This is a genomic window from Pseudomonas sp. LBUM1668 (genome assembly GCF_059695715.1).
The window spans coordinates 5,941,731-5,955,584 of the sequence record NZ_CP166787.1 but is presented as its reverse complement, the minus strand read 5'-3'; the positions used below and the strand labels follow the sequence as shown (position 1 = coordinate 5,955,584).

The following is a 13,854-nucleotide window of genomic DNA, read 5'->3' as shown; positions in this document are numbered from 1 at the left end:
GCAGGCAAAAAGCCAATTCATGTAGTATAACTACAAGCTTGCTACATCCCCGACCATAAGAAGAGTCCAGCCCCTTGAATCTGCTGCAACACATCGCCCAGTCACGTCACCTGTTACGCAAGTCGGAGCTCAAGGTCGCCGACCACGTGCTGCTTGACCCTGCGGCAGTGATGCACAGTTCCATGGCCGACCTGGCCCACAATGTCGGCATCAGTGAGCCGACCATCGTGCGCTTTTGTCGCGCCATCGGTTGTTCCGGCTTTCAGGATTTGAAACTGAAACTGGCGCAAAGCCTGGCCGCCGGTGCCAGCTTCGGCCAGTTCGCGATCCACGAAGACGACTCGGTCGCTGATTACAGCCTGAAGATTTTCGACACCACGTTGCACACGTTGATGGAGGTTCGCGAGAAGCTCGATCCGGTGGAATTGCAGCGTGCGGTGAGCTTGATGTCGCAGGCGCAGCGCGTCGAGTTCTATGGCTTTGGCGCGTCGGGTGCGGTGGCAGCGGATGCGCAGCACAAGTTCTTCCGCCTGCTGCTGACGGCGGCGGCGTATTCCGATCCGCACATGCAGGCGATGTCGGCGGTGACGTTGAAGCCGACTGACGTGGCGATCTGCATTTCCCAGTCCGGGCGCTCCAAGGATTTGCTGATCACCGCCAATCTTGTGCGCGAGAGCGGTGCTTCGCTGATCACCCTGTGCCCGAGCCAGACGCCATTGGCGGAACTGTCGACGGTCAATCTGGCGATCGATGTGCACGAAGACACCGAAATCTATACGCCGCTGACTTCGCGCATTGCTCACCTGGTGGTAATCGACGTGCTGGCGATGGGCGTGGCCATGGCGCGTGGTCCGAGCCTGGTCAACCACCTCAAGAGCGTGAAGCGCAGTCTGCGGAGCTTGCGTCTGTCGCCAAAAGCTGTGAAAGCACTGGATGACTAAGATCAAAAGATCGCAGCCTTCGGCAGCTCCTACGGGTGTACGCATTCCCTTGTAGGAGCTGCCGAAGGCAGCGATCTTTTGCTTTTTGATGCAAACCTTCATCAGTCTGTAACCACGACGCAGCCAAACCGTCATCCCCCGCGCCTATCGTGAAACTCCCGTAAACGCCTTGGGAGACTCGAAATGGCTCAGCCCTACGAAGAACGCAACAGCGCAGCGAAAACCCGTCGTCAGCAAGAAGACCAGCGCCGTATGGAATTTCGTCGCGCCATCGAAGATCGCTATGAACTTCGTCAGCTTCAGGCCGAAATCGGCGGTTTTCCCGAGGAAGTCGAACTCAATTATTGGCAGGCAGCACCGGCAGCTTCCCGTCGAAGCGCTCAACCAGCGCGCTGATCTGCACGCGTTCGCTGCGGATAAACGCCAGGAAGGCATGCGCCACCGGTGACAAGCGCTTGGCTTTGGCTTGCACCAGGCACCAGCTACGCAGCAGCGGCAACTCCTCGACCGGCAACTCGACCAGGCCGCCGGTCGCCAGCTCAAGGTTCAGGGCGTGGCGCGTCAACAGCGCCAGGCCCAGACCCGCTGCCACGCATTCACGCTGCGCTTCGGCCGAGGCCACTTCCTGAGTCTGGGTGAAATGCACGCGCTTCTCTTTGAAATACTCTTCGCACGCCAGTCGCGTACCCGAGCCGGGTTCGCGGATCAGTAGCGTGTACGGCTCAAGATCCTGCAAACGCAGCGGCCCCATATGCGCCAGCGGATGATCCGGGAGAGCCACGGCGACAATCGGATTATTGAGGAACGGCAGAAACTCCAACCCCATGTCTTGCGGCACCATCGACATGATCACCAGATCATCGCGGTTGTCGGAAAGACGCCGGATCACCTGGCCGCGATTGACCACGGTCAGTTGCAGATTAACTTCCGGATTCTGGCGCTTGAACGCCGCGAACAGATGCGGCACGAAATACTTCGCGCTCGATTCCACTGCCAGTTTCAGTTGGCCCTGCAGCGAGCCCTGCATGTCCGACAACTGCATGTCGAGGTTTTCCAGGCGCCCGAAAATGTCTCGGCTGGCGCGCTGAAGGGCTTCGGCGGCCTCGGTCATGTAGAGTTTTTTGCCGACATAATCGAATAATGGCTGCCCGATCAGCTCTTCGAGCTGACGAATCTGTAGGCTCACGGCCGGTTGTGTGAGCGACATTTCCTCGGCTGCGCGGCTGTAGGAGCGTAAATCACACACTTCATTGAAGATCTGTAACTGGCGTAATGTCATACGCATCAGTGACTTACGCATTTTATTCAGGCTCTGGGTGCGGGCGGATGTTTCAACTATAAGTGTTTACTTATGCCTGACCCAATAATTATTCATTTTTGTTAATCCCTTGCGAGCGCTAGTGTGGAGTCGCGACCAGATTGAAACATTTGGTCACGCGTCGACCTGGGTCTAGCAGGTCGTGGTGCCACCGGCTCAAGGGAACCTCCAAGTGATAAAAAAGATCCTGATCGCCAACCGTGGTGAGATTGCCGTACGAATCGTGCGAGCCTGCGCCGAAATGGGCATTCGCTCTGTTGCGATTTTTTCCGACGCCGACCGGCATGCGCTGCATGTGAAGCGTGCGGATGAGGCTCACAGCATCGGTGCCGAACCACTGGCCGGTTATCTCAACCCGCGCAAGCTGGTAAATCTGGCGGTGGAAACCGGTTGCGATGCACTGCACCCCGGTTACGGTTTCCTGTCGGAAAACGCCGAACTGGCAGACATCTGCGCCGAGCGCGGAATCAAATTCATCGGCCCGTCGGCAGAAGTCATTCGCCGCATGGGCGACAAGACTGAAGCGCGCCGTAGCATGATCAAGGCTGGCGTGCCGGTTACGCCGGGCACCGAGGGCAACGTGGCGGACATCGCCGAAGCCCTGACCGAAGGTGACCGCATCGGCTATCCGGTGATGCTCAAGGCCACCTCCGGTGGTGGCGGTCGCGGTATCCGTCGCTGCAACAGTCGCGAAGAACTCGAACAGAATTTTCCCCGCGTTATCTCCGAGGCCACCAAGGCCTTCGGTTCGGCGGAAGTGTTCCTGGAAAAATGCATCGTCAATCCCAAACACATCGAAGCGCAGATCCTCGGCGACAGCTTCGGCAACGTCGTGCATCTGTTCGAGCGTGACTGCTCCATCCAGCGTCGTAACCAGAAGCTGATCGAAATCGCCCCGAGCCCGCAACTGACCCCGGAACAGCGCGCCTACATCGGCGACCTGTCGGTGCGTGCAGCCAAAGCCGTGGGCTACGAGAACGCCGGCACCGTGGAGTTCCTGCTCGCCGAGGGCGAGGTGTACTTCATGGAGATGAACACCCGGGTGCAGGTGGAACACACCATCACCGAAGAAATCACCGGGATCGACATCGTCCGCGAGCAGATCCGCATTGCTTCCGGCCTGCCGCTTTCGGTCAAGCAGGAAGACATTCAGCACCGTGGTTTCGCGTTGCAGTTCCGCATCAACGCCGAAGACCCGAAAAACAACTTCCTGCCGAGCTTCGGCAAGATCACCCGTTACTACGCCCCCGGTGGGCCGGGCGTGCGCACCGACACGGCGATCTACACCGGCTACACCATTCCGCCGTTCTACGACTCGATGTGCCTGAAACTGGTGGTCTGGGCACTGACCTGGGAAGAGGCGATGGACCGTGGCCTGCGTGCTCTCGACGACATGCGTCTGCAAGGCGTGAAGACCACTGCCGCGTACTACCAGGAAATCCTGCGCAATCCGGAATTCCGTAGCGGCCAGTTCAATACCAGCTTCGTTGAAAGCCACCCTGAACTGACCAACTACTCGATCAAGCGCAAACCCGAAGAGCTGGCCCTGGCCATCGCCGCCGCCATCGCCGCCCACGCAGGCCTGTGAGGAATACAACAATGAGCAAAAAGATCTTCGTTACCGACACCATCCTGCGCGACGCTCACCAATCGCTGCTCGCCACCCGCATGCGCACCGAAGACATGCTGCCGATCTGCGACAAGCTCGACAAAGTCGGCTACTGGTCGCTGGAATGCTGGGGCGGCGCAACCTTCGACGCCTGCGTCCGCTTTCTGAAAGAAGATCCGTGGGAGCGTCTGCGTCAACTGCGCGCCGCGTTGCCTAACACGCGTCTGCAAATGCTCCTGCGTGGCCAGAACCTGTTGGGCTATCGCCATTACAGCGATGACGTGGTCAAAGCGTTCGTCGCCAAGGCAGCGGTCAATGGCATCGACGTGTTCCGCATCTTCGACGCGATGAACGACGTGCGTAACCTGCGCGTGGCCATCGAAGCGGTGAAAGCTGCCGGTAAGCACGCTCAGGGCACCATCGCCTACACCACCAGCCCGGTGCACACGATTGACGCTTTCGTGGCCCAAGCCAAACAAATGGAAGCCATGGGTTGCGACTCGGTAGCGATCAAGGACATGGCCGGTCTGCTGACGCCGTACGCCACTGGCGAACTGGTCCGGGCATTGAAAGCCGAACAGTCGCTGCCGGTGTTCATTCACTCGCATGACACCGCCGGTCTGGCGACGATGTGCCAACTCAAGGCAATCGAAAACGGCGCTGACCACATCGACACCGCGATCTCCAGCTTCGCCTCTGGCACCAGCCATCCAGGCACCGAGTCGATGGTGGCTGCGCTCAAGGGCTCCGAGTTCGATACCGGTCTGAACCTTGAACTGCTGCAAGAGATCGGCCTGTACTTCTACGCCGTGCGCAAGAAGTACCACCAGTTCGAAAGCGAATTCACTGCTGTCGACACTCGCGTGCAAGTCAACCAGGTGCCGGGCGGGATGATTTCCAACCTGGCCAACCAGTTGAAAGAGCAGGGCGCGTTGAACCGCATGGCTGAAGTGCTGGCGGAAATCCCGCGCGTGCGTGAAGACCTCGGCTTCCCGCCGCTGGTCACCCCGACTTCGCAGATCGTCGGCACCCAGGCGTTCTTCAACGTGCTGGCCGGCGAGCGCTACAAAACCATCACCAACGAAGTGAAGCTCTACCTGCAGGGCGGCTACGGCAAAGCGCCGGGCGTGGTGAACGAAAAACTGCGTCGTCAGGCCATTGGCAGCGAAGAAGTGATCGATGTACGTCCGGCCGATCTGCTCAAACCGGAAATGACCAAGCTGCGTGCCGATATCGGTGCATTGGCCAAGTCGGAAGAAGACGTGCTGACCTTCGCCATGTTCCCGGACATCGGTCGCAAGTTCCTCGAAGAGCGTGCCGCCGGTACTCTCGTGCCGGAAGTGCTGCTGCCGATTCCAGAGGCGGGCGCAGTGACGTCGGCCGGTGGCGAAGGTGTACCGACCGAGTTCGTCATCGACGTCCACGGCGAGACTTACCGCGTCGATATCACGGGTGTCGGCGTCAAGGCTGAAGGCAAGCGCCACTTCTACCTGTCCATCGATGGCATGCCGGAAGAAGTGGTGTTTGAACCGCTTAACGAATTCGTCGGCGGCGGCAGCAGCAAGCGCAAACAGGCCTCGGCACCGGGCCACGTCAGCACCACCATGCCCGGCAACATCGTCGATGTGCTGGTCAAGGAAGGCGACACCGTCAAGGCGGGCCAGGCTGTGCTGATCACCGAAGCCATGAAGATGGAAACCGAAGTTCAGGCCGCCATCGCCGGTAAGGTTACGGCGATTCATGTGGCCAAGGGCGACCGGGTGAACCCGGGCGAAATCCTGATCGAGATCGAAGGCTGAGATAACCGCCGCGATCCAACGCTTTAAACCTCGGGGGGGCATGTGCTCCCCTTTTTTTTCTGATTTTTCACCTGTAGGAGCTGCCGCAGGCTGCGATCTTTTGATCTTTTAAAGCGAAGATCAAAGGATCGCAGCCTCCGGCAGCTCCTACAGGAAGCGACTTAGAACGCCATGCGCCACTGGCCCATCACGCCGCGATTGCGGCTTTCGCTGCCGAACTCGCCCGTGACTGCCACGCCCAGTGTGTGGTTGGTCGACAGTCCGAGGTCCAGACCCGCATCGACGCCCAGGCTGTTGCGATCCAGTTCTGCACCGGTCACGGTGAAGCGTTTACCGCCCTTGACCAGTTGCTGGCCGGTGTCGCTGTCGAGTTCGCCAAAGGTGTGTTTCCACCCGGCGCTCAATCGCGGCGTCAGGCTCATGCCGTTGTCCAGTGTGTGGATTTTTGCCGTGCGCAGGCCGAAGGTACTGCTGAGATTGTCGCGGGTTTGCCCAAAGACTTTCAGCGCCGCATCACCACCCTTTTCACTGTGGCTGTCACGTTGATAACGTTGGTAGCCGAGGCTGGCGAACGGTTCGAGTGTCACGTCGTTGCGGCCGAAGTTGAAGCCCAGCTCGGCGAAGGCTTGCTGGGTGTTGGCGTTGTAGTTGCCTTTGAGGCGATCGCTGAATCCGTTGAACGCCACCCGACGTTTGCTGCTGCCGTCATGGTTGGCGTAAGTGGCACCCAGGCGCAGGGCCAGTGGACCATCCTGGCGCACGGCGTAGGCGCCAACGTGCCAGCTGTCGAGGTCGCCATCGTATTGGCGGGCATCGAATTTGGTCTGGGATTTGCCACCCAGCAGACCGATATGCCATTGCTCATTGAGCCGCCAGTCAGCGCCCATGACCAAGCCTTGGGTGGCGTGTTTCAGGGTGCTGTCGTACTCGCGATCAACCTTGCCGCCATGGCCCAATGCCTGAACCCAGACTCGCCCGGAATCTGCACTGCCGGCAGCTTCGCGAGGTGAATTGCCCGAGCCGTAAGCTGCGCCCGTGCGATGGTCGAGTTGGCGCATGGCTGACAGCATGCTAGCGCTCACGGGGTTGATGCTGCTTAACGTGGCTTTTGCGAGGTTGGCGTTGCTGCCGGCCGCGAGTTGTTCGAGGGCGACGGGGGCAGTAGTTTTATCGCTGGCCAGTAACGCGGTGACCGCAGCATTTACCGGTTTTTGCGGTTGAGCTGCCGGTTGTTCGACGTTTTGGGGGGCGCGCTCGACAAAGGATTCAACCGGCACTGGAGAGTGCGTTGTCGACGATGTTGCAACTACGGATGGAACATCAACATCAAGATCAACATCAACCGCAGCAACAGGAACAGCAACTGACGCAGGAGCGGGAGCTAAAGCTGTGACGGAATCTGGCACTGAAGCTACATCTGGTGCCGGCAATGATATTGGTGTCGAGGTAGTCAACAGTGTTGGTGTTGGTGTTGGTGTTGGTGTTGGTATCGCGGATGGCGTTGGTTCGGTTGGCGCATCTATAGCTCCGCCAACCGCACGACCGTTTTCTGTATTCGCAAGACTTTCAATTTCTACTTCATTGCGGGAATAAGTCAGCCCGACTTTTTGATCTTCGTAATGCACCTCTGGCGTCATGAAGGCCAGGTTGTTCTCGATGCTGACAAAACGCCCTTCGACTTTTTTTGCATTGAGAATGGTGTGCTCGGAGCTTTTAGGGTACTCACCGGCAGTGACGAGTTTCAGGGTTGCGTCGCCAAGCCGGGCGGTTCCGCCGACTTCTATCGTCGGACTGTTACCCGCAGCATTAACGGCGTAGGACAAAACCGCTGTTTGCGACAGGTTCAGGTCTCCACTCACTTTCGGGGCGTGATACACCTCATCAACCGAAAGCCGCCCGTGGACGTTCAGGTTTCTCAACGCGCCCCCACCCGCGAAATGTCCCTTTTCGTGAACGGTGACGGTGCCGTCAATCAGTCCCTTGTTGGTAAGGTCTCCGCCGCCCAATACTGTGGCTCCGCCAACTATGGCCCCTTTGTTGATCAGAATTCCCGCGGTCACTGCCTGCCCCAATATGTTCCCATCATTGGTCAATGATGCTTTTGACCTGACCAGAACGCCAAGATCGAAATCGCCATCTCCACTGCGAATCCAGGTGCCTTGCTTGACGTGCAAACCGTTGAAGTTAACAGTTTTCCCCAGCGTTCCTCTCGCGCCATCGAGTTGTAGGACATTCACTCCGCCCGCGCCATCAACCAGCCCGGCAAAATTGCCGCGGCTGCCTAAAGTAAGCAGATCATTACGGTCATCAAGCGTCAGGGAAACACCGTCGATTGCAGCGACCTTTGCTTTGATGGGGTCATGCTTGACGGTGTCAGGATCAGCGACGAAGTGGTCGAGCATACCGATCAATTCTTCAGCGCTCGGTACTGGATCAGGGGCGAGTTCTGCAAAAGTGAAGGGCGTGCACCCCAGCGTCAGCGCGATTGCTAACGCGAGTTTTTTTGCTTGGTACTTGTGTTGAGCATCCATCAAGTAAAGTCTCTGCTGAAAGAAGACCCAACTCTATTGATGCACCGAAGAATCCGATGTCGGCTGCTTCCCGAAGCGTTGCAGGCGACGTCGCATCATTTTGTGGAAAATTTCCACCAGATCCGCAGCCGGTGGTTTTACCCGAATCCAGCGCTTCCTTTTCCTACAATCTATCGGGACGTCGCCGACTGTTCAGCAGTCAAAAGCTCAGATGCCACTGCCCAATCAACTCCTGACGCGTTATTGATCACTTCAAGTACGGCGAACGTATGCCCTGCCGTAATGCCGCTCCATCCGCGCCTGAATCAGCTCCAGCCCAATCGACATCAACCAGTAAATAATGGCCGCCGTGGTCAGCATTTCGATGTAGCGATAGCTTGAACGTCCATACGACTGCGCAAGAAACATCACTTCCCAGACGCCCATCACCGAGATCAACGACGAGTCTTTCAGCATCGAAATGAATTGATTGGTGGTCGGCGGAATGATGGTGCGCATGGCCTGAGGCAGCGTAATGCGCCAGAGAATGACTGAGTCGCGCATGCCCAGCGCCAGCGATGCTTCTCGCTGGCCGTACGGGACGCCAAGAATACCGGCGCGGAAGATCTCGCTGAGGTACGCGCCATAGTTGAGTGACAGGGCGATGATCCCGGCGACGATGGCGCCGGGCACGATGCCCAGTTGCGGCAAGCCGAGATAGATCAGCAGTATCTGGATCAGCAGCGGCGTGCCGCGAAAGAATGAGGCGTAGAAACTGGCGATGCCGAAGGCCACCGCACTTTTCGACAGTCGCGCCAGCGCAGTCACGAAACCCAGCAGCACCGAAGCAACGATTGAGCACAGGCACAGAAACAGCGTCAGTGCTGCCCCCTGCAAGAAACCATTAGGTGCCAGTTTCAGGCCGACCAGGTTGGGCAGCTTGTCGAGGATGATCGAAAACTTCAGGTCGAAGCTCAGAAAGAATCCCGCGAACAGGCAGAACATCACCGCCCAGGTCAGGTACAGCCGCGTACGAAAACCGAACAGCCGACACAGGCGTGATTCAGCCACCGGTTGCGGTGGCTTGGGAGGTACCGGGAAAGAAGTCATTGGCTGATGTCGGCGCCGATCCATTTTTGCGAAAGCTTGCTCAGGGTGCCGTCCTGTTTGAGTTGGGCAAAGACCTCGCGGACCTTGGCGTCCCACTGCGCATCACCCTTCTCGATGGCGACCGAGTTCGGCTCCGAGTACAGCGCTTCGCCGGCGAGCTTGAAGCGTTTGTCTTCATTCAAGCGTGGCTGCGCAGTGACGAGGTTGGTGAGGATCGCATCCAGACGCACGCCGGCACCCAGGCCCAAGTCCTGGAAGGCGACGTTGTCGGTGTCATACGGGGCGATCTGCACATCCTCGAACGGGTACTGCAACTGCGTGTCTTCCGCGCCTTCGATGACCAGATTTTTGTTGAGATAACTTTCGTAGCTTGAGGCGCTGGTAAGGCCGACTTTCTTGCCGCTCAGATCCTTGGCGCCGTGGATGCGATCGTCCTTGGCATTGACCACGATCACGGCTGGCGAGGCGTAGTATTCGACCGGGAAATCGAACACTTCAGCACGGGCCTTGCTCGGGGTCATCGAGCAGATGCAGATGTCATAACGGCCGCTCCAGCGGCCGGCAGCGATGACGTCCCAGGACGGTGTTTCGAGACTCAGCTTGACCCCCAGTTTTTCCGCCACGGCTTTGGCCACATCAACGTCAAAGCCGTCGAGCTGGTTCTGCTCGTTGAGGAACGAGAAGGGTGGATAGCTTTCCATCAACACGCCGACCATTTCTTTTTTCTGCTCGACGCGATCCAGCGTGGTGCCACCAAAGGCTTGGGTTGAGGCGGCCAGAATCGTCAGGCCGAGGGCCAGTAGTGGTTGCAGTTTCACAGGCGATCCCTGAATAAAAAAGAAGTTGTTATTAACCGATTGGTGCGTATTAAATAGTTATAAGAACGACTCTGATAGTGAGTTATTTTCATAAGCATATGAGTGAAAAGCATATGGGCGCAGCGAGCACGGTTATTCTTGATGGCGGCATGGGCCGTGAGTTGCAACGAGCCGGGGCGCCATTTCGGCAGCCAGAATGGTCGGCACTGGCGCTGAGCGAAGCACCGCAAGCGGTCGAGGCTGTACACGCTGCCTATATCGCCAGTGGTGCCGACGTGATCACTAGCAACAGTTATGCAGTGGTGCCGTTTCATATCGGCGAAGCGCGTTTTGCCGCTGAAGGTCAGGCTTTGGCAGCGTTGGCTGGCGAACTGGCGTGGCGTGCGGTGCAGGCATCGGGCAAAAACGTGCGGGTGGCGGGCTCGTTGCCGCCGTTGTTCGGCTCATATCGTCCTGATCTGTTTGACGCGTCCCGGGTCACGGAACTGTTGAATCCATTGGTCAACGGTCTGGCACCGCACGTTGACCTGTGGCTGGCGGAAACCCAGAGCTCGATTGTCGAGGCGCGGGCCATCCACGCCGGACTGCCGCAGGACGGCAAGCCGTTCTGGCTGTCGTTTACCTTGAAGGATGAAGACACTGACGACGTACCGCGTTTGCGTTCTGGCGAGCCTGTGGCCGAAGCGGCTGCGGTAGCAGCGGAGTTGGGCGTTGAAACGTTGCTATTCAATTGCAGCCAGCCGGAAGTGATTGGCGCGGCGATTGATGCGGCGCGTGAAACCTTCGAACGTCTGGGGGTGAAGATTCACATCGGCGCGTATGCCAATGCGTTCCCGCCGCAGCCTAAAGAAGCCACGGCCAACGACGGGCTCGATCCGTTGCGCGAAGATCTCGATCCGCCGGGTTATCTGCATTGGGCGCGTGAATGGCAGCAGCGCGGCGCCAGTCACCTGGGCGGTTGCTGCGGGATCGGCCCGGAGCACATTGCGGTGCTGGCGCAGAAACTGGCTTAAGACAAAATCAAAAGATCGCAGCCTGCGGCAGCTCCTACAGGGTGTAGGAGCCATCCCGCATGACGGACGCATTGCGACTCCTTGAGCCTGTGCCTGATCGGCATGTAGGTGAAACAAGACAGATAAATCGCCAATTATTCTTGTGCGGTAAACCTCTGTCGTCGCTCTTGTTTAAAGCCTGTTGGCTTTACGTCTTGCGACCTACAAAACCTTGCGCCGCTGCCTACGCATGCACCAGAATCCGCCGGCTTGTGCGCCCTGGGCGGGCTGCGTAACTTGATCGGGTCACTGATTCCCAGTGATCGGGTTTAGCAGCCCGGCAGTTGCCCAGTCGTACGAGTCTCATCCAGTCAGGCATTTGCCTGCGCTCGATGGTGGCTGTGCGCATGGCACCTTCGGGTGCGCCGGGTTTTGGGTGACTACCGGTCTGCTAACTTGCGCACAGCTGCCACCCAATCGTTTAGCAGCGAGAAGGACGCAGCCTTACCAGAGGTTAGTCCCCATGTTCAAAGTAACGCCTAACCCGCCGGTCACAGATCCGGCATCCCCCTACGAATCGCCCGATTCAAAGAAACTTCACGAAGCCGCCGAGCGCGCCCTCGACCACTATCTCCGCCCATCGGCGGCCGACATCATGGCCACGCCTTACAAACCCAACACGCTGTACATGGCAAGTCCCGAGGCCGACAACGAGTCGCTGCTGGTAGATGCCAGTGAAACCCTCGGCTCGGCCACCGTCATCATCAACAACCATATCGCGCAGGTTGAAGGTACCCACCGCAAAACCCTGCAAGGCATCGCTCAGGTGGTGATGCTGGCAGAGCTGGCGGTTAATCGGGTGCTGGACAGGTTAGTGCCAACGGAGTGATCAACGCGCTGGCGGTGTATGCGCATGTCCGCCAGCACATGGATAGGGAAAGACGTTGTGGGTGCTTTTCTGCATTTTGTTGCAGATGTATTCGTGGCTCTCAATTAAATATGCACTATATTGCAGTTATTACGAAAAACTCTTCGCTAAAATGCATTTAAATGCAGGTGAAAAGCGCATGTACGACCTGACATTACAGATATTCACGGCAGGGCAATGGCATGACGCGATGATTCTGAGTTTCGCTGACCCCGAAAAGGGTTTCGAAAGTCGCTGCGATTTCGGTTATCAAACCACCTATCTCTTCGATAACTTCGACGAGATAGGGTCGCCGTTCTCAAAAGCTGTGAGTGTACGGTTCCCATTGGAATGGGATAGCCGGCGATCCGCTGTGCCAGCCTTCATCCATGACATCGCTCCTGCCGGTGCGGCGAAACGTTTTCTTCTCGCTCGCGTGGGGCAAGAAAAACCCGCAGGCATCAGCGCCGATCTTTATCTGTTGGGTCGAAGTACAGCGGCACCGATCGGCAACATGCGGATAAAGGAGTCTGCCGAATCTGTGGATGAGCGAGAGCCCATTGGGTTTCAGCGTCAGGACGTGATCCTGCGTGACAACCGGTTTCTCGAGTACGCCTATGAACTGGGTGCCGCCATTGGCGGTGCGACGGGGGCGGGGGGGGAAGCACCGAAGCTTCTGTTGGCAGAGGACAAGTCCGGTCTCCTGTTCCCCGACGCAGTCCTTGAGGATTCAGACGTCAGTCAGCACTGGTTTGTGAAATTTGCCCGCAACAAAGGTAACCGGACCGATCAGGACATTTTGCGAAGTGAGTTCCACTACTACAGAGCCCTTCAGACGTTAGGCATCGAAACGGTCGCATCACAGGGGCTGGCACTGGAAGAGGCGACCAAACCCAGCTTGTGGATGCAGCGTTTTGACCGTCGGGTAACCGCTCAAGGTGTTGAGCGTTACGCAGTCGAATCGATTTATTCGCTGGCTAACGTGACAACACCAGGCAGCGCGATGGACCATTTGGACGTGATTCGCATGCTTGCCGGTCTTTGGCGTGAGGCAGGGCAAGCGAATCAGATTCCCGATCTGGTGGCGGACTACTTGCGTCGGGATCTGATCAACAAAATTCTCGGTAACTCGGATAACCATGGCCGCAATACCGCGATTATTCGTGGGATAAGTTCGTTTCGGCTTGCTCCAATTTATGATTTGGCGCCGATGGTCATGGACGATGAAGGCATTACCCGGACGACAAAGTGGCCGAAAGCGTTGGAAAGGGCGGGTGATGTCGATTGGCGAGGTGTTTGTCGCGCATTGTCTGATATTGCTGATCCGGATGACCCCTTGGCTGCTTTGGCTGGCGCGCCGGATTTGTTCGAGCGTCTGCGTCAGGACGCACATCGCCTCGCGGCGCTTCCCGATATTTTGACTGAGAGCGGCTTGCCGGACCGAACCATGAATCACCCAGGCATTGCATTGAAAAATCTGGAGCAACGATTGAAAGAGTGGGACCTGAAATGAGCCTGACCGTTGCCGAACGCACTGTGCTTATTGAAAACATACGAGAAGCGCTGGCGCAGGGAACGCTTGAGATCGGCGAAGCCGTTCGCCGCTTGCGTATGGAAGTGACGGGTTTGCACCAAACCCAGTTTGCGAAAATGTGCAAAATTTCTGTTCGCACGTTGGTGCATATCGAACACGGTGAGGGTAATCAAACGCTGAAATCGTTGAACGCCGTGTTTCGTCCGTTTGGGATGAAGATGGGCGTTGTGCGAATTCGGCGAGATATCAGTTAAAGATCAAAAGATCGCAGCCTGCGGCAGCTCCTACATTTTTTCCCGTGTAGGAGCTGCCGAAG

Annotated in this window: 12 protein-coding genes; 8 read left to right on the top strand and 4 right to left on the bottom strand. The window is 57.7% G+C overall.

Translation table 11 applies throughout. The features are described 5' to 3' along the window. Positions 1-74 precede the first annotated feature (74 nt). Together hexR and ACA061_RS26915 are read left to right on the top strand one after the other, a co-directional pair. Positions 75-941 carry a transcriptional regulator HexR gene (gene hexR / locus ACA061_RS26920; protein WP_150603608.1) on the top strand — a complete coding sequence of 289 codons (867 nt, stop codon included), beginning with the start codon at positions 75-77 and terminating at the stop codon, positions 939-941. Between the two features lie 183 nt (positions 942-1,124). After that, positions 1,125-1,337 (top strand): PA3496 family putative envelope integrity protein, encoded by a 213-nt coding sequence (locus ACA061_RS26915; protein WP_047304266.1) that lies wholly within the window; start codon positions 1,125-1,127, stop codon positions 1,335-1,337. On the opposite strand, the gene ACA061_RS26910 is transcribed toward ACA061_RS26915, so the two are convergent. Then, the gene (locus tag ACA061_RS26910) at positions 1,279-2,241 is read right to left on the bottom strand and encodes a LysR family transcriptional regulator (RefSeq protein WP_497300316.1); all 963 of its coding nucleotides are present in this window, start codon (positions 2,239-2,241) and stop codon (positions 1,279-1,281) included. The two genes, ACA061_RS26915 and ACA061_RS26910, sit on opposite strands and share 59 nt — an antisense overlap. Before the next feature lie 190 nt (positions 2,242-2,431). Between ACA061_RS26910 and ACA061_RS26905 the strand changes: the two genes are divergently transcribed. Beyond that, positions 2,432-3,847: an acetyl-CoA carboxylase biotin carboxylase subunit gene (locus ACA061_RS26905; RefSeq protein ID WP_042561843.1), complete on the top strand. Its 1,416-nt coding sequence runs from the start codon at positions 2,432-2,434 to the stop codon at positions 3,845-3,847. An 11-nt stretch (positions 3,848-3,858) separates the two neighbouring features. Further along, a complete protein-coding gene (gene oadA, locus ACA061_RS26900; protein WP_210553309.1) occupies positions 3,859-5,667 on the top strand; it encodes a sodium-extruding oxaloacetate decarboxylase subunit alpha in 1,809 nt (602 codons plus the stop codon). A gap of 161 nt (positions 5,668-5,828) precedes the next feature. Here oadA and ACA061_RS26895 read toward each other — a convergent pair whose 3' ends face one another. From ACA061_RS26895 to ACA061_RS26885, 3 genes are all read right to left on the bottom strand, one after another. Next, the gene (locus tag ACA061_RS26895) at positions 5,829-8,198 is read right to left on the bottom strand and encodes an autotransporter outer membrane beta-barrel domain-containing protein (RefSeq protein ID WP_497300315.1); all 2,370 of its coding nucleotides are present in this window, start codon (positions 8,196-8,198) and stop codon (positions 5,829-5,831) included. A 252-nt stretch (positions 8,199-8,450) separates the two neighbouring features. After that, complete coding sequence (locus ACA061_RS26890) at positions 8,451-9,287, bottom strand: amino acid ABC transporter permease (protein WP_210700715.1); 837 nt, start codon at positions 9,285-9,287, stop codon at positions 8,451-8,453. Beyond that, on the bottom strand, positions 9,284-10,105 hold the full coding sequence (locus ACA061_RS26885) for an ABC transporter substrate-binding protein (RefSeq protein WP_497300314.1): 822 nt from the start codon (positions 10,103-10,105) through the stop codon (positions 9,284-9,286). The genes ACA061_RS26890 and ACA061_RS26885 overlap by 4 nt, the downstream gene beginning before the upstream one ends. Positions 10,106-10,218: 113 nt before the next feature. Here ACA061_RS26885 and ACA061_RS26880 point away from each other — a divergent pair, with 113 nt between their 5' ends. From ACA061_RS26880 to ACA061_RS26865, 4 genes are all read left to right on the top strand, one after another. Beyond that, entirely contained in the window at positions 10,219-11,118 is a 900-nt protein-coding gene (locus ACA061_RS26880; RefSeq protein ID WP_497300313.1) for a homocysteine S-methyltransferase family protein, read from the top strand. Positions 11,119-11,620: 502 nt separating this feature from the next. After that, the gene (locus ACA061_RS26875) at positions 11,621-11,986 is read left to right on the top strand and encodes a DUF6124 family protein (RefSeq protein ID WP_497300312.1); all 366 of its coding nucleotides are present in this window, start codon (positions 11,621-11,623) and stop codon (positions 11,984-11,986) included. 178 nt (positions 11,987-12,164) lie between these two features. After that, positions 12,165-13,517, top strand: coding sequence for a HipA domain-containing protein (locus ACA061_RS26870; RefSeq protein ID WP_210553566.1), 1,353 nt, complete (start codon positions 12,165-12,167; stop codon positions 13,515-13,517). Then, positions 13,514-13,792 (top strand): helix-turn-helix domain-containing protein, encoded by a 279-nt coding sequence (locus ACA061_RS26865; RefSeq protein ID WP_150603600.1) that lies wholly within the window; start codon positions 13,514-13,516, stop codon positions 13,790-13,792. Before ACA061_RS26870 ends, ACA061_RS26865 begins: the two co-directional genes overlap by 4 nt. The last annotated feature ends 62 nt before the right edge of the window (positions 13,793-13,854 follow it).

Bases quoted from the DNA above. Each gene is read 5' to 3' on its own strand.
- oadA (WP_210553309.1), top strand. From the start codon at position 3,859: ATGAGCAAAAAGATCTTCGTTACCGACACCATCCTGCGCGACGCTCAC.
- ACA061_RS26915 (WP_047304266.1), top strand. From the start codon at position 1,125: ATGGCTCAGCCCTACGAAGAACGCAACAGCGCAGCGAAAACCCGTCGT.
- ACA061_RS26870 (WP_210553566.1), top strand. From the start codon at position 12,165: ATGTACGACCTGACATTACAGATATTCACGGCAGGGCAATGGCATGAC.
- ACA061_RS26910 (WP_497300316.1), bottom strand. From the start codon at position 2,241: ATGCGTAAGTCACTGATGCGTATGACATTACGCCAGTTACAGATCTTC.
- ACA061_RS26880 (WP_497300313.1), top strand. From the start codon at position 10,219: ATGGGCGCAGCGAGCACGGTTATTCTTGATGGCGGCATGGGCCGTGAG.
- ACA061_RS26895 (WP_497300315.1), bottom strand. From the start codon at position 8,198: ATGGATGCTCAACACAAGTACCAAGCAAAAAAACTCGCGTTAGCAATC.
- ACA061_RS26875 (WP_497300312.1), top strand. From the start codon at position 11,621: ATGTTCAAAGTAACGCCTAACCCGCCGGTCACAGATCCGGCATCCCCC.
- ACA061_RS26865 (WP_150603600.1), top strand. From the start codon at position 13,514: ATGAGCCTGACCGTTGCCGAACGCACTGTGCTTATTGAAAACATACGA.
- ACA061_RS26890 (WP_210700715.1), bottom strand. From the start codon at position 9,287: ATGACTTCTTTCCCGGTACCTCCCAAGCCACCGCAACCGGTGGCTGAA.